Consider the following 21321-nt stretch of genomic DNA (forward strand, 5'->3'; position numbering starts at 1 on the left):
CTCGACACGCGAATGGGTCGGCTGGACGGTCGCGTCGCGGGTAACCGCGCCGAGGAACGTCCGGGCTCCGTAGGGCAGGGCGGTGGGTAACACCCACCCGGAGCAATCCGCGAGACAGTGCCACAGAGAGCAGACCGCCCGGGTTTCGGCCCGGGTAAGGGTGAAAGGGTGGTGTAAGAGACCACCGGGGTCGTGGTGACACGACCCGCAAGGTAAACCTCGTCCGGAGCAAGGCCAGACAGGGGATGATGACGCGGCTCGCCGAGTCCCCGGGTAGGCCGCTGGAGCGGCACGGCAACGTGTCGCCGAGAGAGATGACCGTCCACGGGGCGATAGCCCCCGGACAGAACCCGGCGTACAGGCCGGCCCATTCGCCCCGCCCGTCGAGCGCTCTAGACCGCCTGCGACTCGGCGTAGATCCTCTCGCGGAGTTCGTCGAGGCGCCGGTTCACCGCCGCGACCTGATCGTCTGCGACGGCATGGCCGTTGGCCGGATGTATGACCAGATCGCTGAAGCTGCCCATCCCGCCGAACACTCCGCGCACGTCGCCGGCATCGCCGCCCGCGGCGATGCGGTCGGCGGCGCGCGCCGCCCACTGCGCCCAGTAGGTCTCGCCCACCGAGGTGAGCAGCGCGATGAGCTCCCGCAGGGACTGCTCCAGCGATGTTGCGGCATCCACGAGGTGAGTCTTGCATGTCGGCGGGCTCGTCACGCGACGAAGACTCGCGGCGCGGCGGGGTTTCGGCCACCATCGAAGCCATGCCAGACACCGTGCACTTCGTGTCCTTGCTGTTCCCGTCGGTCACGCAGCTCGATCTGACGGTACCCGTGGAGGTCTTCTCGCGCCTTCCCGGCGCGGTGAGTCATCTCGCGTGGCATCGGATCGAGCCGGTGGCGACCGACGCGGGGTTCTCCATTCTGCCGACGGTGTCGTTCGCGGACGCACCCCAGGCGGAGGTCCTCATGGTTCCGGGCGGGCAGGGCGCCTTCGACCTCTTGGACGACGCCGAGGCCCTCGACTTCGTCCGCGAGCAGGCGCGTCACGCGCGATACGTCACGAGCGTGTGCACGGGCTCCTTCGTCTTGGGTGCGGCGGGCCTGCTGCAGGGTCGACGGGCGACGACGCACTGGGCATCGCACCCGATGCTCGAGGTGCTCGGCGTGATCCCGGAACGAGCGCGCGTGGTTCGCGACGGCGACGTCATCACGGGCGGCGGCGTGACCAGTGGGATCGATTTCGCTCTGACGGTCGCCGCGGAGGTCTTCGACGCGCCGACGGCCCAGGCTGTACAGCTCGCGATGGAGTACGACCCACAACCGCCGTTCGACGCCGGCTCGCCCGACGGGACGGATGCCGATCCCGCTCACGTCGACATGATGACGGCGTGGGCGAGGACGACTCGGCTGGAGACCGTCGAGCGCGCCGCTGCCCGGCTTGCCGGAGCGTGAATCACTGACCGGTGACGGTCTCCTCGAGGTCCGGCTCGACGCCCAGCGAGAGCGCTGCCGCGCCGATGATGCCCGCGTTGTTGCGGTGCACGGCGGGGACGATCGGCGTGCGGAGCTCGAGAAGGTGCAGGAACTTGTCCGCGTGCTTCGAGACGCCGCCGCCGACGATGAACAGGTCGGGGCTGAACAGGAACTCGACGTGCGAGTAGTACCACTGCAGGCGTTCCGCCCACGCCTCCCAGCTCAGTTCGTCGCGCTCCATCGCGGAGTAGGCGGCGTACGCCTCGGCGTCCTTGCCGTGCTTCGCGCGCTGCAGGTGGCCGAGCTCGCTGTTGGGGATGAGGACATTGTTGTAGATGACGGCCGAGCCGATGCCCGTGCCGAGCGTCGTGAGGATGGTCAGCCCGTCGACGCCCTTCGCGGCGCCGAAGCGCATCTCGGCGACGCCGGCCACATCCGCGTCGTTGGCGAAGTGGATGTCGCGGCCGAGGCCCTCTTCGAAGAACTCCTCGGCGGGGAAGTCGATCCACTTGTCCGAGACGTTCGCCGCCGAGAGTGTGCGACCGTTCTTCACGATCGCCGGGAAGGCGACGCCGAGTGGGTAGTCGGAATCTGCGACGTCGAGCGTGTCGAGCACGCTGCGCACCGCATCCAGAACGTCCTTCGGCTCTGCGCCCGAAGGTGTGGACACCTTGATCCGGTCGCTGATCAGTTCGCCCTTCTCGAGGTCGACGATTCCACCCTTGATGCCGGTTCCGCCGATGTCGATACCCACCGCGCGAGACTTCTCTGCTGCCATGAGTTCAGCCTATCCAGCACACGGGTCGCGATCAGTAGGATCGTCTCGAGAGCGATGAGGAGTCTGCCGTGAGCGAAGACAGCGAGAAGTACTGGTACAACCTCACCACCGGCGAGGTGGAGCGAGGTTTCGAGTCCCCGGCGATCGACCGCGCCGGCCCGTTCGACACCGCCGAAGAAGCGGCGAACGCCCCCGAGCTGATCAAGCAGCGCTCCGCGCAGTGGGCGGCTGACGACGCCCGCGAAGACGACTGACGCGCCGCTCGGAGCGCACCCCCACCACGTGATCGGGCCCCGCGGGGCCGGGAGGAAAAGCATGGACAAGCAGCGCGATTTCGTACTGCGCACGATCGAAGAGCGCGGCGTCAAGTTCATCCGTCTCTGGTTCACCGATGTCATCGGAACGCTGAAGTCGGTGGCGATCGCCCCCGCAGAGGTCGAGGGAGCCTTCACCGAGGGACTCGGCTTCGACGGTTCTGCGATCGAAGGCCTCACACGCACCTTCGAATCCGACCTGCTCGCCCATCCTGATCCCACGACCTTCCAGATCCTCCCGTGGCGCGGCGAGATCGACCCGACCGCGCGCATGTTCTGCGACATCACGACGCCCGACGGTCAGCCCGCGGTCGCCGATCCGCGTCACGTCCTCAAGCGCACGCTCGCGAAGGCCTCGGATGCCGGGTTCACCTTCTACACGCATCCCGAGATCGAGTTCTACCTGCTGAAGTCTTCGACCTACGGTCCGGACGGGCCCGAGCCGGTCGACTCCGCCGGCTACTTCGACAACGTCCCCGGCGGCACGGCGCACGACTTCCGACGCCGCTCGGTGAGGATGCTGGAAGACCTCGGCATCTCGGTCGAGTTCAGCCACCACGAGGGCGGTCCGGGTCAGAACGAGATCGACCTGCGCTACGCCGACGCGCTGGCCACCGCCGACAACATCATGACGTTCCGCACGGTCATCAAGGAGGTGGCCATCGAGCAAGGCGTCTACGCGACGTTCATGCCGAAGCCGCTCAGCGGGCAGCCCGGCAGCGGCATGCACACGCACATGTCGCTGTTCGAGGGGGACCACAACGCCTTCTACGAAGAGGGCGCGCAGTACCAGCTCTCCAAGGTCGGCCGTCAGTTCATCGCCGGCCTGCTGCGTCACGCCAACGAGATCTCGGCGGTGACGAACCAGTTTGTGAACTCCTACAAGCGCCTGTGGGGCGGCGACGAAGCCCCCAGCTTCATCAGCTGGGGCCACAACAACCGCTCGGCCCTCGTGCGCGTGCCGTTGTACAAGCCGAACAAGGGCGGCTCCTCGCGTGTCGAGTACCGCGCCCTCGACTCGGCCGCCAACCCGTACCTCGCGTACGCTCTCATGCTCGCTGCGGGTCTGAAGGGCATCGAGGAGGGCTACGAACTGCCGCCCGAGGCCGAGGACAACGTGTGGTCGCTCACCGATTCCGAGCGTCGCGCGCTCGGATACGCGCCGCTGCCGGCGAGCCTCGACCAGGCGTTGCAGTACATGGAGGAGTCCGAGCTCGTCGCCGAGACGCTGGGCGAGACCGTCTTCACCTATGTGCTGGCCAACAAGCGCCGCGAGTGGGCGGGTTACCGTTCGCAGGTGACGCCCTTCGAGCTGCAGAGCAACCTCGAGATGCTCTGAGCCGGCGATGGCCGGCACGGAGCGCTCCTCGAGCCGAACGGACCTCGTCCGGCTCGGGCTCGGCGACCTCGAAGCGGCCGAGCAGGCGTTCGACGAGCTCGTCGAGCTACTGGCTCTGAGCCGCGGCGAGGTGATCGCCGACCTCGGACACGCCGCCGATCCCGACGGCGCGCTGCGCAGCGCGAGCAGGATCGCACGACGTGACCCGGACGCTGTCACGGCGACGCTGCGCGATCCGCACGCGCGCCGCGTGTTCTGGCTGCTCCTCGGCGCCTCGGACGGCTTCGGCGAGTTCTATCTGCGCCACCCCGAAGAGCTCGCAGACCTCGCGACGGCGGGCGAGATCCTGCCCCGGGCGGATGAGATGCAGCGGGAGCTGCAGGAGTCGGTCGGCGCCGAGGACGGCTTCGCCGCATCCGGGGACGAATCCTCCTGGGTCGCACTGCGCGTGCGCTACCGGCGGCTGCTGGCTCGCATCGCGGCATTCGATCTGCGGGCGCCGGATGCGATCGACGTGCTCCCCGAGGTCGCTGCGGCACTCGCGGACGCGGCGGGCGCCGCGCTCGAGGCATCGCTCAGTGTCGCCCGCACGCGCATCTCGCAGGGCCGACCGGGAGGGCTGTTTCCCCGGGAGCAAGTGGCGGCGACGCGCCTCGCGATCATCGGCATGGGAAAGACCGGCGCTCGCGAGCTGAACTATGTCAGCGACGTCGACGTCATCTTCGTCTGCGGTGCCGCCGAGGGCGCCGAGGAGAAGTGGGGCGCGAGTCGTCTCATCGACATCGCGACGCGCCTCGCCGTGCAGACGATGCAGGGCATCTCGGGGATCGAGGTCGAACCGCCGTTGTGGGAGGTCGATGCGAACCTGCGCCCGGAGGGCAAGCAGGGGGCGCTCGTGCGAACCCTCGAGTCCCACCTCTCGTACTACGACCGTTGGGCAGGCAGCTGGGAGTTCCAGGCGCTGCTGAAGGCGCGGCCGCTCGCCGGCGACCTGGAGCTCGGACGCGAGTACGTCGCCGCTGTGCAGCCCAAAGTGTGGACGAGCGCCGCGCGCGAGAACTTCGTCGACAGCGTGCAGCGGATGCGGGAGCGCGTCACGGATCACATCCCCGCGCACGAGGTTCCGCTGCAGATCAAGCTCGGTCCCGGCGGCATCCGCGACATCGAGTTCACCGTGCAGCTGCTCCAGCTCGTGCACGGGCTCACCGACGACCGCATCCGTCAGCGCGGCACGCTCGACGCGTTGGATGCGCTCGTCGCGGAGGGGTACATCGGCCGCGCCGAGGCTGCTGCCTTCGCCCGGGATTATCGGTTCCTGCGTGTGCTCGAGCATCGGCTGCAGTTGCGGGGACTGCGCCGCACGCACCTCATGCCCGAGAAGGACGACGACCGCCGCGTGCTCGCGCGCGCCAGCGGCGTCGCCGACAGTGCCGCCGGCGTCACGGCGGAGTGGGAGCGGGTCAAGCGTGAGGTGCGCGACATCCACGTCCGCCTGTTCTACCGACCGTTGCTGTCGGCCGTCGCGGCGCTCCCGGAGGGCGAGCGCACGCTGTCCGCTGCGCAGGCGCACGATCGCCTGGCAGCGATCGGGTTCCAGGACCCCGCCGGTGCGCTCCGACACATCGCGGCGCTGACGAGCGGGATCAGCCGCAAGGCGACGATCCAGCGCCATCTCATGCCGATCATGATCCGGTGGTTCGCGGACGGCGTCGACCCCGACTATGGGCTGCTCGCCTTCCGTCGCATCAGCGAGCGGCTGGGGGACACCCCGTGGTTCCTGCGCCTCCTGCGCGACTCGTCGGCGGCTGCCGAAAGCCTTACCCGCGTGCTGTCGGGCTCGCGCTACATCGGCGAGCTGATGGAGTGGATTCCGGAAGCGGCGGCGTGGCTCGACGATCCCGAGCTCCTGCGCCCGCGCAGCGGTGTCGCGCTGCAGACCGAGGCCCGCGCGATCCAGACACGGCACGACAGTCTGGACGACGCGATGCCCTTCGTGCGCGCGCTCCGACGTCGCGAGCTGCTGCGCACCGCGATGGCCGCCGTACTCGGTGTGCTCACGATCGAGGAGCTCGCCGATTCGCTCAGCACGATCACCGAGGTGACGATCCAAGCGACGCTCCGGGCCGTGCGTCGTGACGTCGTCCCGCCAGAGGACGACGCGCTCGACTTCTCCGTCATCGCCATGGGGCGCTTCGGCGGGCGGGAGCTGGGCTTCGGGTCGGATGCGGACGTGCTGTACGTGTACCGGCCGAACGGCATCGACCCGGAACGCGCGCACGCACTGTCGCTCAAGCTCGTCCAAGGGCTGCGCACGCACTCCGAAGACCACCGCCTTCCGCTCGATCTCGACGCAGACCTCCGCCCCGAGGGGCGCAACGGCCCGCTCGTGCGATCGCTGGACTCGTACGCGGAGTACTACGGTCGCTGGTCGCTGTCGTGGGAGGCGCAGGCGCTGCTGCGCGCCCGGGGCGTCGCGGGCAGCGTGAAACTCATCGATGCGTTCACGGAACTCGCCGACGAGGTGCGGTATCCGGTGCGCGCGGACCCGCAGGGTGTGCGCGAGATCAAGCGCATCAAGGCGCGCGTCGAGAGCGAGCGGCTCCCGCAGGGCGTGGACCCCTCACGTCATCTCAAGCTCGGTCCCGGTGGCCTCAGCGATGTGGAGTGGCTCGTGCAGCTACTGCAGTTGCAGCACGCCCATGCGGTGCCGGCGCTGCGCACGACCTCGACGACGGATGCGCTGCGCACCGCCGGGGAGGCGGGGCTGCTGCCCGAGAGCGCCGTGCCGCGTCTTCACGAGGCCTGGCGGTTGGCCAGTCGACTGCGTTCGGCGAACACCCTGCTGTCGGCCCAGACGAGCGACGTCCTCCCCGCCGACCGGCGGCGCTTGGACGGCATCGGGCGTCTGTTGGAGTATCCGCCGCGCTCCGCCTCCCGGGTCGAGGAGGACTGGATGCGGGCGGCCCGCCTCTCACGCCGAGTGTTCGAGAAGCAGTTCTACGGATGAGCGGCGGCGAGGGTCGAGCGACGCGTCGGCGGCTGCGAGAATAGGCTCGTGCGCAGCTCCCGTCTTCCCCGCCTCTTGCGCGGGGCGACGTCTGCGGCCGTCGCGACTTTCGTCGCACTCCTGTCTCACGTGAGTGCCGGCGGCGCCGTGCCGGGGTGGCTCGGCATCGTGATTCCTTTCGTGCTGTCGCTCGCCGTCTGTACGGTCCTCGCCGGGCGTCGCCTGTCGGTCTGGCGACTGTCGGTGGCGGTCGTGCTCAGCCAGGCACTGTTCCACACCCTCTTCGTGCTGGGGTCCTTCGCCGTGCCGGGGGTGGGACAGGACCATCACGCCATGCACGGCATGGGTGCGGCGATGCCCTCGTCGAGCGTCGGCACGGTCGACGCCCTGCACGGCGACCCGGCGATGTGGGTCGGTCACGCCGTCGCCGCCGTGGTGACGATCCTCGCGCTGCATCGCGGAGAACGATGCGTGCGTGCGCTGATCGAGCTGGCGCGCACGTTGGTCGGGCGCTTCCGCATCCGCTTCGCGCTCGTCGTCGCGGACGTCGACATCGATGCTCCGCGCTTCCCCTCTGTTGCCTGCGCACGGCGGCGTCCGCTACGTCACAGGCTCTTCCTCCGAGACATCGCCCGACGCGGCCCGCCGCACCTGCACACGGTCTGATCACGCCTCCACGACGCACTCGCGTCGTGTGTTGCGCTTCCGCCTGTCGTTCTGTCAGGCGTCCCGTGTGGTGCGGCGCGTCCGCGCGTCGCTGTCGAAAGGTGTCCCATGTCCCTGTCGCGACGTATCGTCGCGGGGATCGTGGTGGCGTTCGCCGCCGTCTTGGCGGTGGCCGCTCCCGCGTCCGCTCACGATGAACTTCTGTCCTCCACGCCCGACACCGCGCAACGACTCGCCGAGGCGCCGACGCAGGTCACGCTGACCTTCTCCGCCGACGTGCTCGACACCGGCGCCGCGGTCATCGTCGCCGACGCCGACGGGCGCGACTGGGCCGCCACCGAGCCGATGCTCGCCGGCCAGACCGTCAGCGTCGATCTGCAGCCGGACATGCCGGATGCGGGATATGAAGTGCGGTGGCGTGTGGTGTCGTCGGACGGGCACCCGATCGCGGGCACCGTACCGTTCACGATCGGCGACGGAACGCCTCTCGAGCACACGGCGCAGCCGACGGCGCCGACGGCGGACGGTCAGGCCGCACAAGCAGACGATCCGACGGCCGATGAGGCCGGTCAGGAGAACGCCGGAGCGCTGCGTATCGCGTTCGTCGGCGCCGCGGGCGCGGGCATCGCCGTCGCGCTCTTCGCACTCATCCTCTTCCTTCGCCGCCGCTCTGACACGCGTGGCACGGACGACACCGAGCACTGAGCTCGGTCGTCCCGCTTTTGAAAGGCACACCCCTGTGAACAATCCCACCACCCCCATCCGTCTCGTCGCAGCTCTCGCGCTCACGGTGTTCGCCCTCTCCGGCTGCGCCGCGCAGCCCCAGCCCGCGGCCAGCTCCGTCAGCGCAGCTGAGTCGATCTCCGTCACCGACGCCTGGGTCAAGTCGGCCGACTCCGGTATGTCTGCCGCTTTCGGCGAGATCAACAACGGCAGCGATGTCGACGTCACCGTCACGGCGGCCTCCACCCCGGCATCCACCTCGGTCGAGCTCCACGAGACCGTCGAGAACGAGTCCGGACAGATGGTCATGCGCCAGATCGAGGGCGGATTCGTGATCCCCGCGCACGGGAGCCTCTCTCTCGCCCCCGGCGGCAACCACATCATGCTCATGGATCTGACCGCGCCCCTCGTGGCCGGGGACGACGTCACCCTCACCCTCACGTATGCGGACGGCACGTCCTCGCAGATCACCGCTCCGGTCAAGGACTACGCCGGTGCGAACGAGAACTACGAGGGCGGCGACATGGACATGGGCGGGATGGGCCACTGATGGCGCGGCGCGAATCCGGCGACGCCTCCATCCGATCTCGCGCCACCCGGCGACAGTTCCTCCTCGGGGGAGCTGTCGCCGGCATCGGCGCTGCGGCGGCGATCGCCATCGACGCGGCGCTTCCGGCGGCGCCGTCCGCGCCCTCCGCGGTCGCGCCGTTGAACGGCGACGCCACCGTGCCGTTCTTCGGCGTGCACCAGGCGGGCATCGACACGGATGCGCAGTCGCACGCCGTCTTCCTCGCCCTGGATCTGAAGCCCGAGGTCGACCGCGACGGTCTCCGACGGCTCATGCGCACGCTGAGCGACGACGCGGCGCGGATGACGCAGGGGGAGCCTGCCCTCGCAGACTCCGAGCCCGAACTCGCGCTGGCACCGGCCCGTCTCACCGTCACGTTCGCGTTCGGACCGCGCTTCGTCGCCGTCGCGGGCGGGGCCGCTCCGGCGTGGCTGGCGCCCCTGCCGGCCTTCGGAATCGACCGCCTGCAGCCGGAGTACTGCGATGGCGACCTGCTGATCCAGGTCGCATCGGACGATCCGGTGACCCTCGCGCACGCCTCGAGGATGCTGCTGAAGGACGCACGCAGCTTCGCGAGCGTGCGGTGGACGCAGAACGGATTCCGTCGGGCGCACGGAACGGTCAAGCCCGGCACGACGATGCGCAACCTGTTCGGACAGGTGGACGGCACGGCCAATCCCGAGCCGGGCACGGCAGACTTCGACGAGGTGGTGTGGCATCCGAGCGGATGGCTCACCGGCGGCACCGGGGTGGTCGTGCGCCGCGTCGCGATGGATCTCGACAAGTGGGATCGGCTCGACCGCCCCGGACGCGACCAGTCCGTCGGGCGTTTCCAGTCGAACGGCGCGCCGCTGACGGGCACGCAGGAGCACGACGAGCCGGACTTCGACGCGAAGACGCCGATCGGCTTCCCCGTCATTCCGGAGTTCTCGCACATGCGTCGTGCACGCAGCGATGATCGTCGGCAGCGCATCTTCCGTCGCGGCTACAACTACGACGACACTCCCGCAGGTGGCGAGATCTCCCGGGCGGGCCTGGTGTTCGTGTCGTTCCAGGCGGATGTGGCGGGCCAGTTCGTGCCGCTGCAGCGACGCTTGGACGAGCTCGACCTGTTGAACGAGTGGACGACGCCCATCGGGTCCGCGGTCTTCGCGGCACCGCCGGGCTGCGCGCCCGGCGGGTTCATCGGCGAAACCCTGCTGGCGTGAGGGAGGAAGTGATGCCCGAGACCCTCACCCGTCCGCGACAGGATCGCCCTCGCCCGGCCCGCCCCCGTGGCGGCTGGTTCGGTGCGCTGCTTCTGCGTCTCCACTTCTTCGCGGGGCTGCTCGTCGGTCCTTTCATTCTGGTGGCCGTAATGAGCGGGTCTCTGTACGCATTGACGCCGCAGCTCGAACAGGTCGTCTACGTGCACGAGCTGCATGCACCCGAGACCGCCACCAGGCTGCCGCTCGCCGAGCAGATCAGGGCGGCGGAGGCGTACGTCGGCGACGCTGCGGTGCTGAGCGCCGTGCGCCCGGCCCCGGAACCGGGAGATACGACCCGGGTCATGTTCGCTGAGGACGGGCTCGCAGCCAGCGAGTCGCGCGCGGTGTTCGTCGACCCGGGCACGGGGGAGATCCGCGGGGATCTGACCGCCTACGGGACAAGCGGCGCGCTGCCGCTGCGCACGTGGATCTCCAACCTCCACCGCAACCTGCATCTGGGCGAGCCCGGTCACCTGTACAGCGAGCTGTCCGCATCCTGGCTCGCGATCATCGTGCTCGCGGGTGGTGCGCTGTGGGTGATGCGCATCCGGAAGGCGCGCGCGAAGCGGGAGTTCGTCCGGCCCGCCGTGAGGCGCCGCGGATACCGGCGCCTGTTCAGTTGGCACGCCTCCGTCGGGATCTGGGTGCTCCTCGGCGCGCTCATGCTCTCGGCGACCGGGATCACATGGTCCACCTATGCCGGGGCGAACGTCTCCGCTCTGCGCGCGGCGGTCGGCGGCGCCACGCCGGTGCTGCAGACGGATCTCTCGGGTGCCGAGGAGGCGCCGGACGAGCACGCCGCGCACCACGGTGGGGCAGCGCCGATGCCGACGGGGGAGGCGAATCCCGCAACGTTCGACGCCGTGCTTGCGATCGCACGCCGGATCAACGTGAACGCGGGCGAAGTGGAGATCAAGCCGCCGTCAGCGCCCGGGCAGGCGTGGACGGTCACGGAGATCAAACGCTCGTTCCCGACGGAGGCGGATGCGGTGGCGATCGACGGCGCCACGATGCAGGTCGTGTCGCGCGTGGACTTCGCCGACTTCCCTCTGCTGGCAAAGCTCGCACGCTGGGGTATCGACCTGCATATGGGCGTGCTGTTCGGCTGGGTGAATCAGCTCGCGCTGCTGTTCATCGCCATCGGCATCGGCACACTCGTCGTTCTCGGCTACGCGATGTGGTGGAAGCGCCGACCGACCCGCGGCGGTCGGCTCGTCGGGACGGCACCGGCGCGCCGAGCGATGCGCGCGGCGCCCTGGTGGGGCCTGCTCTCCGTCGTCGCGGCTGCGGGTGTGATCGGTTGGTGGCTCCCGCTGGTCGGGTATCCGCTGATCGCGTTCGTCGTGATCGACGTGCTGCTCGGCCTGTGGGCGCGACGGCAAGCTCGCTGAGGCGACGGTCAGCGTCTCTGGTGGTCGTGGAGCGAGCCCACGGCCACCAGAGAGAGTTCATCCCCATCTGCCCGCAAGGGCCGGTCATCGCCGCATCCTCATCCGTATGCTGGACGGCAACCGTTGAGTGCGCTCGCGCGACTCGGCCCGATGCACAGTGACACGATGAAAACCGGGGGAACGATGTCCGATCCGCAGCAGCCGTCCGAGTCGTACGTTCCAGCGCCCGACGCCGTGGCCCAGCCGGGGCCCGTCGCGAGCGAGCAGCCGATGGCGCCGCAGTCGGGCGATGCTCCGCAGCCGCCCGCCGCAGCGGCACCCCAGCCGACTTATCCGCCTTACGGTGTCCCACCGCAGCCTTACGGTGTCCCACCGCAGCCTTACGGCGTTCCGCCGCAGCAGAGCTACCCCGGGTACGCGCAGCCGCAGGCACCGGGGTACCCGACGGCCCCACAGGGATACAACCAGCCGCCGGCTCCGGGCCACGCTCCGGCGCAGGGATACGCCGTACCGCCCCAGCAGGGCTATCCGCCGGTCCAGAGATACGGCCAGGCGACGCAGGCGCCCGGGTACCCGCAGCAGCAGCCCGTGTACGCGCCGCATCCTGGTTACCAGCCTCCGGCCCCCGGACAGCAACCGGCCGTCGCGTCTTCGACGGAGGGCGCAGCCCCGGTCGTCGCGGGCCCACCCACCAACAACCCTGCGCTGTGGTCGCTGATCCTCGGCGCGATCTCGGCCGCATCCCTGCTCAGCCTGCTGATCCCCTTCCTCGGATTCTTCATCGTGATCATGACGTTCCCGCTGAGCATCTGCTCCGTCGCACTCGGCTACGCAGGGCTCGCGAAGGCGAAGCGTACCGGCGGCGTGGGGCGCACGCTCGCGATCATCGGCATGATCCTCGGTCATATCGTGCTGCTGCTCGCCATCGCGGTCGGCGTCTTCCTCTTGGTCGCACTCGTCGCGGCCATGAGTAGCGGCTCCTTCGGCTGAGTCGTAGACACGAAGAACCGCCCCGGCGAGTGCCGGGGCGGTTCTTCGTGGGGAGCGCGAGGCTCTCGGCGTCAGACGCCGAAGTAGAGCTCGTACTCGAAGGGGTGCGGGCGCTGAGCGATCGGCTGGATCTCGTTCTCGATCTTGTACTCGATCCAGGTCTCGATGAGCTCCTCCGTGAAGACGCCACCCTGCAGCAGGAACTCGTGGTCGGCGCGCAGCGCCTCGAGCGAGTCGAGCAGCGAGTTCGGCACCTGCGGGATGCCCTTGGCCTCCTCGGGGGAAGCTCGTAGAGGTCCTTGTCGACCGGCTCGTGCGGCTCGATGCGGTTCTTGATGCCGTCGAGGCCGGCCATGAGCTGCGCGGCGAAGGCGAGGTACGGGTTGCCCGAGGCGTCGGGGGCACGGAACTCGATGCGCTTGGCCTTGGGGTTGGTGCCCGTGATCGGGATGCGGATGGCGGCCGAACGGTTACCGGCCGAGTACACCAGGTTGACCGGAGCCTCGAAGCCCTTCACCAGACGGTGGTAGCTGTTCAGCGTGGGGTTCGTGAACGCCAGGACGGCGGGCGCGTGCGCCAGGATGCCGCCGATGTACCAGCGGGCGATGTCGGACAGCCCGCCGTAGCCCTTCTCGTCGTAGAACAGCGGCTTGCCGTCGTTCCACAGCGACTGGTGCGTGTGCATGCCGGAGCCGTTGTCACCGAAGAGCGGCTTGGGCATGAAGGTCGCGACCTTGCCCCACTGCTCGGCGGTGTTCTTGACGATGTACTTGAACTTCAGGATGTCGTCTGCCGCGTGCACCATGGTGTCGAAGCGGTAGTTGATCTCCTGCTGTCCGCCCGTGCCCACCTCGTGGTGCGCGCGCTCGAGGATGAGGCCGGCCTCGATGAGGCGCAGGCTGATGTCATCGCGCAGGTCCGCCGTCTTGTCGACGGGGGAGACGGGGAAGTAGCCGCCCTTGTAGGGGGTCTTGTTGGCCAGGTTGCCGCCCTCTTCGGTGCGGCCCGTGTTCCAGGCGCCCTCTTCGGAGTCGACCGAGTAGAAGCTCGAGTTCTGCTTCACCTCGTAGCGGACGTCGTCGAAGATGTAGAACTCGGCCTCGGGGGCGAAGAACGCGGTGTCGGCGATGCCGGTGGAGGCGAGGTACTTCTCCGCCTTCTTGGCGACCTGGCGGGGGTCCTTCGAGTAGATCTCGCCGTTGCGCGGGTTGTAGATGTCGAAGACCATGACGAGCGTCTTCGCCTCGCGGAACGGGTCGAGGTACGCGGTCGACACGTCGGGGATGAGCTGCATGTCCGATTCGTGGATGTTCGCGAACCCGCGGATCGACGAGCCGTCGAACAGCTGACCGACGGTGAAGAACTCCTCGTCCACGGTGGATGCGGGGATGTTGAAGTGCTGCTGCACACCAGGGAGATCCGTGAAGCGGATGTCGAGGAACTTGACGTCCTCGTCCTTGATGAACTTCAGCACCTCGGATGAATCACTGAACATGGAGACTCCAGAGGTAGGGCATTTCGGGAAGTTCCGCCCGCCACGGCGGGCTGACCCGACGCTATCGATCGGGCGTTGCTCGCCAGTGTCCCATATGTTTCCGGGATGTTACGGGTCCCCGATTAGGGTTGATGCATGCCCGAGACCCCCGTCGAGTCCAGCTATCCCGGTGAGCGCCTCGGGCTGCCCCGCACCGGATCGACATCGGTCGCGCGCGTGGGCAGGCGCCTGCTCGCCCTGCTGATCGACTGGACGTGCGCCACGATCCTGGCCGTCGCCTTCCTCCGGTACGACCCGTGGGCGCTGCCGGGGGAGGCGGGGCTGTCGACCTTCGCGCCGATGCTGGTGTTCGCGCTGGTGCAGATCCTGTTCATCCCGCTGATCGGCGGAAGCCCGGGGCACCGCATCCTCGGGATGCGACTGGTGCTTGTCCGCGGCGGATGGGTCGGTCTCTGGCGGCCCATCGTCCGCACGGTGCTGCTGCTGCTCGTCATCCCCGCGGTGGTCTGGGATGCCGACCAGCGAGGACTGCACGATCAGGCCGCGGGCAGCGTCCTCATCCGCGGCTGAGGATCAACGCGGGCGCTGGGCGCGCACGCGGTTGGGGTCGACGCCCTTCGGGATCGGCAGCGACGTCAGCGACTGCGACACCGAGTCGATGCGCTTGATGACGGCGGCCATCGTGGTGCGGTCGATCTTCTTGGGCAGAGCCTTGATCGTGCTCGCGAGCTTCGCGATCGGAACCTCGTCCTCGCCGTGGCCGACGTAGAACACGGTCACCGGCACGCCCGAGGCGACGCGCTGCGCCTTCGAGCGCTCGTCGGCGATGAGACGCGTCAGACGACCGCGCGCTCCCTCGCCCACGAGGACGATGCCGCCGCGGCCGACGGCGCGGTAGACGGCCTCCTGAGTGCGGGGGTTGATGCCGACGGGCATTTCGCTTGCTTGCCAGCGGCGTCCGAGCGACACCGACATCACACGTCCGGCGGCACCCGGCATGCCGTCGATCTGCTTGTACATCGCGGTCGTCGACAGGCGCGTGGTCACGATGAGCGAGCCCAGGATGCCGGCGAACAGGCCCGTGATGCCCCAGAGGATGACGCTCCAGACGGTGAGCGGCGGGATGAGGAAGCCCACGCCCGCGCCGAGCGCGATGCCGAGCAGCACGATGCCGATCAGGGCGTACGGCAGCCAGGAGTACGCGTCCTTGGTGTAGCGGTACAGGGTCTTCAACTGCGAGAAGAATCCGGGGCGCTTCTCGGGGGCGGAATCGCGGGCTGCCATACCCTCCAGCCTACCGGTGCCGTCCGATCTCTTCTCCCCACCCCGAGGGCAGCGCACCGAGCGTCCTCCGCGCTGCGAAACGCCGCGGTGCCTGCCCCTCTGGCGACCACGATCGGAACATGTCCTCGTTCCTCCTGCCCGCGCCGCCACCATTGCGTTCGCTCCTGGAACCCGTGGTCCTGCGTTCCGTTGGAGCCGATGCCGCCCCGTTCGGCGGAGACATCGTGGTCCACGAGGGTGAGCCGGCACTCGCGGTGCCGGTCGCCGCCGTCGAGGGAACGGGCATCTGGGCGGCCTCGGGCGAACACGTCCTGGCACCGCTGGACGTCGTCGCCACGGCCGAGGGGCCGCTCGTCCTGCTCCCGACGGTCCGCTGCACACTGGAGTCGCTGCTTCGTCGGCGCGCAACGGTGGCGCCCGGTGAGGCCGTCACCATCGCCGTGAGCCTGCTCCGCGGCGTCGCTGCCGAGAACACCGCGCATCCGCGAGGCACCTGCGTCGGCAGCTGGTGGCTGGACGCCGCCGGTGCGCCGCTGTTCGTCCACGGTCACGAGGGTGCCGTCGCCGCGGTCGGCGCCGCGGATCTGCTGGCGATGCTGGATTGCGGTGACCATGATGTCGCCCGACGCGCGATCGATGCCGCATCCGTCGCCGTTCGCGACACGAGGCGTCTGCGCGGAGGGCTCTCCGCCCTGGAGGACGATTTGTTCGCTGCGGCGCGGCCGCAGGCGGTGCGCATCGAGGAATCATCCGTCGCGACGTCGATCAGCCGCGCGCAGGCGCGCGCGGAGGCGAACCCACCGACACCGACGTGGCGCCGACTGACCGTCGCGATGGACGGTTCGCTCAGCGACCTGGTCGCAGAGCGTGTCGACGCCCTGCGTCAGCGGTGGCGGCGCCCGACGCGGACGCAGAAGCCGCGTTCTCGTCGTCCCGTGCTGCTGGTCGGGCTCGGTGTCGTGGCTCTCGTTCTCGCGGTAGGGCTCCTGTGGCCGGATTCCAGTGACACAGCGCCCCTCCCGGCGTCATCCGGAGCTTCTCTCGCCCCAGAGGTTGCCGCCGCCACGGCGCCACCCGTCGATCCTCCTGCTGCAACGGGGCCGGATGACCCCGTCGCCGCGGCGCGCGCGTTGCTCGCCGAATGGAATGCGTGCGGAGAGGATTCCTGCCGGCAGAGACTGCAGGAAGCGCGGATCGACGCCGACCCAGCGGGTGCGGCCATGGTTGCGGACGTGTCGCTGACGGTCATCGACGATCTCGGCGATCTCACCCTGCTGCGCGCCGACGACCCGAGGGGTTCAGCGGTGCCGCAGATCGTGGCGATCGTGCGTCAGAACGAAGAATGGGTGCTGCGCGGCATCCATGATGTCGCGCAGCACCCATAGGTGCGGGATGGGTCAGATCCCGAGGTCTCCGGCGAAGTCGGCCGTCTCGAGGCGCGTCTTCATCGCTGAGAGGAAGCGTGCCGCGTCCGCGCCGTCGATGATCCGGTGGTCGTACGAGAGCGCCAGATAGACGTAGGAACGGACCGAGAATGCATCCTTGCCGTCGACCGTCACGACACCGGGGCGCTTGACGACGGTGCCGGTGCCGAGGATCGCGGACTGCGGCAGGAACACGACCGGGGTGTCGAACAGTGCGCCGCGCGAGCCGGTGTTCGTGACCGTGAACGTGCCGCCTGCGAGCTCGTCGGGCTTCAGCTTGTTGTCACGCGTGCGGGCCGCGAGGTCGGCGATGTCGTGAGCGATCTGGGCGAGGTTCTTCTCGCCCGCCTCGCGCACGACGGGCGTCAGCAGGCCGCGCTCGGTGTCGACCGCGATCGAGATGTTCTCGCTCGACGGGTAGACGATCTGCTCGCCATCGACGGTCGCGTTGATGACGGGGTAGGTCTTCAGCGCCTCGGCGGCGGCCAGCACGAAGAACGGCAGGAAGGAGAGCTTGTCGCCCGTCTTCTGCTGGAACTCGTTCTTGACGCCGTCACGGAACAGCGCGACCTTCGTCACGTCGACCTCGACCACGGTCGTGAGCTGGGCGGTGGCCTGCATCGACTCGACGGCGCGCTTGGCGAGCACCTTGCGCAGACGCGACATCGGCTGGGTCGTGCCGCGGAGCTCGGACACCTCGACGGGAGCCTTGGACGCGGCCGGGGCCGCGGGTGCGGATGCCGCGGCGGGGGTGGCAGCGGCCTCGGCGGCCTTCAGCACGTCCTCCTTGCGGATGCGGCCGCCGACTCCCGAACCGGTGACGGTGGCGAGGTCGACACCCTGCTGAGCGGCGAGGCGGCGCACGAGCGGCGTCACGTAGCCCGACCCCTCATCGCCGGAGGTCTCGGCGACGGGTGCCGGTGCTGCGGGAGCCGGGGCGGCAGCGGGAGCGGGTGCCGGGGCGGCGGCGGGAGCCGCGGAAGTCTCGGCCTGCTCGACTTCGACGGGCTTCTCGGTGGACGGAGCCTCGGGAGCGGCCTCAGCGGCCGGTGCGGCCCCGTCGCCGATGCGTGCGAGCGGGCTGCCGACGGCGACTGTCTCGTCCTCCTGGACCAGGATGGCCTGCAGGGTGCCAGCGAACGGCGCGGGGATCTCGGTGTCGACCTTGTCGGTGGAGATCTCGAGCAGCGGTTCGTCGACGGCGACCTCGTCGCCCACGGCCTTGAGCCAGCGGGTGACGGTACCCTCGGTGACGCTCTCGCCGAGCTCCGGCAGGACGACGTCACGGCCGCCGGATGCGGCGGGGGCCGCTGCGGGAGCTGCCTCTGCGGCCGGCTCGGGCTCGGCGGCCGGAGCAGCCTCGGCGGCGGGCTCGGGAGCCGCAGCCGCCTCGGGCTCTGCTGCGGGAGCCGCTGCTCCCGAGCCGTCGCCGATCTTCGCGAGGACGGCGCCCACCTCGACGGTGTCGTCTTCCTGGAAGAAGATCTCTTCGATCACGCCGCTGACCGGCGAGGGGATCTCGGTGTCGACCTTGTCGGTGGAGATCTCGAGCAGACCCTCGTCCGCCTCCACCGTGTCACCCACATTCTTGAGCCAGCGGGTGACCGTTCCCTCGGTGACGCTCTCGCCGAGAGCGGGGAGGACAACGGAAGTGCTCATGGGATTTGCTCCTTCGAACTGCGATATCGATGTCTAGCTTAGTGAAGCCGAAGCCTCATAGCGTGTGCAGGGGCTTGCCTGCCAGAGCCAGGAACGCCTCGGACAGCGCCTCGCTCTGCGTGGGGTGCGCGTGGATGAACGGGACGACATCCTCGGGGTGCGCATCCCAGCCGATCACCAGCTGTGCCTCGGTGATCAGCTCGCCCACCCGCGGACCCGCAAGATGGACGCCCACCACAGGGCCGTCGACGCGTCGGATCACCCTCGCGACGCCGCCGCCGCCCAGGATCTCACTGCGTGCATTGCCCGCGAGGTTGTAGTCGACGACGCGGATGCCGTCGGCACCGTAGCGCTGCTCGGCCACCTGGCGCGTGATGCCGACCGACGCGAGTTCGGGCGAGCTGTACACGACGCGCGGCACGAGTTCGTCCGGCACGATCGCCGGGTCCTGACCCGCGATCCGCTCGGCAACGGCGATGCCGTGCTGAAACCCGCGGTGCGCGAGCTGCGGGCCCGCGACGATGTCTCCGACGGCCCAGATACCGGGCACGGACGTGCGCAGCCGGTCGTCGACGACGACGAACCCGCGGTCGAGGACGACGCCGACCTCTTCGAGACCGATCCCGTCGGCGGCGGGTTCACGCCCCACGGCCACCAGCAGGTAGTCGCCGGTGAGGACGGTTCCGTCCGCCAGCTCGACCCGCACGTGCTCCGCATCCTGCGTGACCGCGGCGAACGGAGAGCCGAGACGGGTCTGGATGCCGCGGCGGCGGAAGGCGCGGGCGAGTTGTTGGCGCAGGATCTCGTCCTCCGCAGGTACGAGGGTGTCGGCGGCCTCGACCACCGTGACCTCGGCTCCGAGTGAGCGCCACAGGCTGGCGAACTCCACGCCGATGACTCCTCCGCCCAGCACGATCACCTGAGATGGCACCTCGTCGAGCTCGAGCGCCGACTCGCTGGAGAGGATGCGGCCGCCGAGCTCGATTCCGAGAGTGCGGGTGCGGGCACCGGTGGCGACGATGATGTCGGTCGCTGTGATGCTGTCGCCGTCGACCTCGACGATGCCGGGGGAGGCGATCCGGCCGCGACCGGGCACGATCTCCACGCCGCGTGCGGCGAGCAGGCCCTGCAGTCCCTTGTACTTCTTCGCGACCAGATCCGTGCGGAACGCGTGCATCGCGGGGACATCAATCGCCTCGAGCGTCGCCTTCACGCCCAAGGACGGCCCTTCACGGACCGCATCCGCCGTCTCGCCGACGTGCAGGAGTGCCTTCGTGGGGACGCATCCCCGATGCAGGCATGTGCCGCCGACCTTGTCGGCTTCGATGACGACGACCTTCTTCCCCAGCTCCGCGGCGCGCAGCGCGGCCGCGTAGCCGCCGCTGCCGCCGCCGATGATGGCGACGTCAGTGCTGCGGGCGGTCACCGCGAGGATCCGGTGACGAGGTTGATGAGGCTGCGGACGGTGGCAGCCGTGGGGCCCTTGTCGGTGAAGCCGTAACCCGCGCCCTTGTTCATCCCGACGCCGGCGATGTCGAGGTGCACCCACGGGATGCGGGGCGAACTTGGGCCGTCGGTCCTGCCGACGAACCGCTGCAGGAAGAGGCCGGCGAACAGGGAGCCGGCCGCGGGGTCACCGATCTTCGCATTGACCATGTCCGCGATCGGGGAATCGAGCTCCTCCTCCATGTGCGCGGGGAGCGGCAGGCGCCAGGAGAGTTCTGAGACCCGCTCGGCCGACGCGAGGTACTCGGCGACCGCGTCGTCGGAACCCATGACGCCGGTCAGGCGGTTGCCGAGCGCGACGGTGATGGCACCGGTGAGGGTGGCGACGTCGACGATCAGGTCGGGGTTCTCGCGGCTCGCTGCGACGAGGCCGTCGCCCAGGACGAGGCGGCCCTCCGCATCCGTGTTGAGCACCTCGACGGTCGTGCCGTCGGCCATGCGCAGCACATCACCCGGGCGAGTCGCGCGGCCGGACGGCATGTTGTCGGCGATGCAGAGCCACGCGGTGACGTGGACATCGGTGGCGAGCTGCGCCGCCGCTCGGACGACCGCGAGCACGGTCGCGGCGCCGCACATGTCGTACTTCATGCCGACCATGGAGGCTGCGGGCTTGAGTGAGAGGCCGCCGGTGTCGAAGGTGATGCCTTTGCCGACGAGCGCGATGTGACGCTTCGCATCGGCGGGGGAGTAGTCGAGGCGAACGAGGCGGGGAGGGCGGTCGGAGCCCTGCCCGACGCCGAGGATCCCCCCGAAGCCCTCTTCGCGCAGCCGCACCTCGTCGTAGACCTCGACCGAGATCGGGAGATCGGCCACGAGCGCGGCGGCCTGGTCCGCGAGATCGGCCGGACCGAGCCACTCGGCGGGCGTGGAGACAAGGTCCTTCACCACTGCGGCGGCGGATGCGTTCGCTCGCGCGGCGGCGAGGTCGGCCTCGGAACCCTCGGCGTGGACCGTCACCGATTCGGCGCGCGTCTTGCCCGCCGAGCTCTTGTAACCCGCGAAACGGTAGCCGCCGAGGCCCGCACCCTCCGCGAGCTCGCGTGCGCCGCCCTCGACCGACGGCGCGGCGAGCGACAGGGAAGCGAAGCCGACGAGGGTGCGGACGCCTGCGCCCGCGGCGAAGCGCAGTGCGCCAGCGTCCGGCGAGGCTCCGGTGCCGACGACGGCGACGGGAACCGAGGGAAGCTCGGCCACTCCCGGCAGGACCACGCGCTGCACGGCCCCGGCGGCGCCGGTGAAGCCGACCGCCTCCAGCGTGTCGCGCATCGCGGCGCCGAGCCCGTCCTCGTAGAACACGTCGTCGAGAGGCGGCAGGGCCAGCAGCAGCGCGTCCGCGGTGCTGTCGGTGAGGGGGTCCGAGGTGAAGTGCAGATCCGGGAACGGCATGACTCCATCCTAAGGACGCCGAGGCGAGTAGAGACGGCCCACACGGGCCGTTGCGTGTTCGAGGCCTCGTACC

At 69.5% G+C, this 21321-nt stretch carries 18 protein-coding genes, 1 other RNA gene and 1 pseudogene; 13 read left to right on the plus strand and 7 right to left on the minus strand.

The window, feature by feature from the left end; genetic code table 11:
- Positions 1-13: 13 nt before the first annotated feature.
- An RNA gene (rnpB, locus tag AC1VNH_RS01650) (RNase P RNA component class A) lies at positions 14-374 on the plus strand.
- A gap of 18 nt (positions 375-392) precedes the next feature.
- On the opposite strand, the gene AC1VNH_RS01655 is transcribed toward rnpB, so the two are convergent.
- Positions 393-680, minus strand: a complete 288-nt coding sequence (locus AC1VNH_RS01655; protein WP_483109600.1) for a DUF6966 domain-containing protein — start codon at positions 678-680, stop codon at positions 393-395.
- Between the two features lie 80 nt (positions 681-760).
- Here AC1VNH_RS01655 and AC1VNH_RS01660 point away from each other — a divergent pair, with 80 nt between their 5' ends.
- Positions 761-1450 (plus strand): DJ-1/PfpI family protein, encoded by a 690-nt coding sequence (locus AC1VNH_RS01660; protein ID WP_483109601.1) that lies wholly within the window; start codon positions 761-763, stop codon positions 1448-1450.
- A 1-nt stretch (position 1451) separates the two neighbouring features.
- Here the strand turns inward: AC1VNH_RS01660 and ppgK are convergent, their stop codons facing one another.
- Positions 1452-2249, minus strand: a complete 798-nt coding sequence (ppgK, locus tag AC1VNH_RS01665; protein ID WP_243227960.1) for a polyphosphate--glucose phosphotransferase — start codon at positions 2247-2249, stop codon at positions 1452-1454.
- Positions 2250-2317: 68 nt separating this feature from the next.
- On the opposite strand from ppgK, the gene AC1VNH_RS01670 reads away from it, so the two are divergent.
- The 9 genes from AC1VNH_RS01670 (at position 2318) to AC1VNH_RS01710 (ending at position 12494) form a co-directional block, all read left to right on the plus strand.
- A complete protein-coding gene (locus tag AC1VNH_RS01670; RefSeq protein ID WP_344230789.1) occupies positions 2318-2503 on the plus strand; it encodes an SPOR domain-containing protein in 186 nt (61 codons plus the stop codon).
- 61 nt (positions 2504-2564) lie between these two features.
- Positions 2565-3902 carry a glutamine synthetase family protein gene (locus tag AC1VNH_RS01675; protein WP_243227958.1) on the plus strand — a complete coding sequence of 446 codons (1338 nt, stop codon included), beginning with the start codon at positions 2565-2567 and terminating at the stop codon, positions 3900-3902.
- 7 nt (positions 3903-3909) lie between these two features.
- On the plus strand, positions 3910-6909 hold the full coding sequence (locus AC1VNH_RS01680) for a bifunctional [glutamine synthetase] adenylyltransferase/[glutamine synthetase]-adenylyl-L-tyrosine phosphorylase (RefSeq protein WP_483109602.1): 3000 nt from the start codon (positions 3910-3912) through the stop codon (positions 6907-6909).
- A 48-nt stretch (positions 6910-6957) separates the two neighbouring features.
- Positions 6958-7575 (plus strand): hypothetical protein, encoded by a 618-nt coding sequence (locus AC1VNH_RS01685; RefSeq protein ID WP_483109603.1) that lies wholly within the window; start codon positions 6958-6960, stop codon positions 7573-7575.
- 108 nt (positions 7576-7683) lie between these two features.
- The gene (locus AC1VNH_RS01690) at positions 7684-8280 is read left to right on the plus strand and encodes a copper resistance CopC family protein (protein WP_483109604.1); all 597 of its coding nucleotides are present in this window, start codon (positions 7684-7686) and stop codon (positions 8278-8280) included.
- 34 nt (positions 8281-8314) lie between these two features.
- Positions 8315-8848: a copper chaperone PCu(A)C gene (locus tag AC1VNH_RS01695; protein WP_483109605.1), complete on the plus strand. Its 534-nt coding sequence runs from the start codon at positions 8315-8317 to the stop codon at positions 8846-8848.
- On the plus strand, positions 8848-10074 hold the full coding sequence (locus AC1VNH_RS01700; RefSeq protein ID WP_483109606.1) for a Dyp-type peroxidase: 1227 nt from the start codon (positions 8848-8850) through the stop codon (positions 10072-10074). Before AC1VNH_RS01695 ends, AC1VNH_RS01700 begins: the two co-directional genes overlap by 1 nt.
- Positions 10075-10085: 11 nt before the next feature.
- Positions 10086-11504 (plus strand): PepSY-associated TM helix domain-containing protein, encoded by a 1419-nt coding sequence (locus AC1VNH_RS01705; RefSeq protein WP_483109607.1) that lies wholly within the window; start codon positions 10086-10088, stop codon positions 11502-11504.
- A 165-nt stretch (positions 11505-11669) separates the two neighbouring features.
- Complete coding sequence (locus AC1VNH_RS01710; protein WP_483109608.1) at positions 11670-12494, plus strand: DUF4190 domain-containing protein; 825 nt, start codon at positions 11670-11672, stop codon at positions 12492-12494.
- 71 nt (positions 12495-12565) lie between these two features.
- On the opposite strand, the pseudogene glnA reads toward AC1VNH_RS01710, so the two are convergent.
- Positions 12566-13989 (minus strand): annotated as a pseudogene (gene glnA, locus AC1VNH_RS01715) (type I glutamate--ammonia ligase).
- A gap of 135 nt (positions 13990-14124) precedes the next feature.
- On the opposite strand from glnA, the gene AC1VNH_RS01720 reads away from it, so the two are divergent.
- Positions 14125-14559, plus strand: a complete 435-nt coding sequence (locus AC1VNH_RS01720) for an RDD family protein (RefSeq protein WP_243227949.1) — start codon at positions 14125-14127, stop codon at positions 14557-14559.
- 3 nt (positions 14560-14562) lie between these two features.
- Here the strand turns inward: AC1VNH_RS01720 and AC1VNH_RS01725 are convergent, their stop codons facing one another.
- A complete protein-coding gene (locus tag AC1VNH_RS01725; protein WP_483109609.1) occupies positions 14563-15273 on the minus strand; it encodes a DUF4191 domain-containing protein in 711 nt (236 codons plus the stop codon).
- 119 nt (positions 15274-15392) lie between these two features.
- Between AC1VNH_RS01725 and AC1VNH_RS01730 the strand changes: the two genes are divergently transcribed.
- Positions 15393-16658: a hypothetical protein gene (locus AC1VNH_RS01730; protein WP_483109610.1), complete on the plus strand. Its 1266-nt coding sequence runs from the start codon at positions 15393-15395 to the stop codon at positions 16656-16658.
- 12 nt (positions 16659-16670) lie between these two features.
- Here AC1VNH_RS01730 and sucB read toward each other — a convergent pair whose 3' ends face one another.
- The 3 genes from sucB to AC1VNH_RS01745 are packed head-to-tail and all read right to left on the minus strand — an operon-like array spanning position 16671 to position 21248.
- Positions 16671-18356 carry a 2-oxoglutarate dehydrogenase, E2 component, dihydrolipoamide succinyltransferase gene (gene sucB, locus AC1VNH_RS01735; RefSeq protein WP_483109611.1) on the minus strand — a complete coding sequence of 562 codons (1686 nt, stop codon included), beginning with the start codon at positions 18354-18356 and terminating at the stop codon, positions 16671-16673.
- A gap of 55 nt (positions 18357-18411) precedes the next feature.
- Positions 18412-19782, minus strand: a complete 1371-nt coding sequence (gene lpdA, locus AC1VNH_RS01740; protein ID WP_483109612.1) for a dihydrolipoyl dehydrogenase — start codon at positions 19780-19782, stop codon at positions 18412-18414.
- Positions 19779-21248 (minus strand): leucyl aminopeptidase, encoded by a 1470-nt coding sequence (locus AC1VNH_RS01745; RefSeq protein WP_483109613.1) that lies wholly within the window; start codon positions 21246-21248, stop codon positions 19779-19781. Before AC1VNH_RS01745 ends, lpdA begins: the two co-directional genes overlap by 4 nt.
- Positions 21249-21321: the final 73 nt, after the last annotated feature.

The sequence above is a fragment of the Microbacterium sp. KU4F genome, assembly GCF_056868075.1.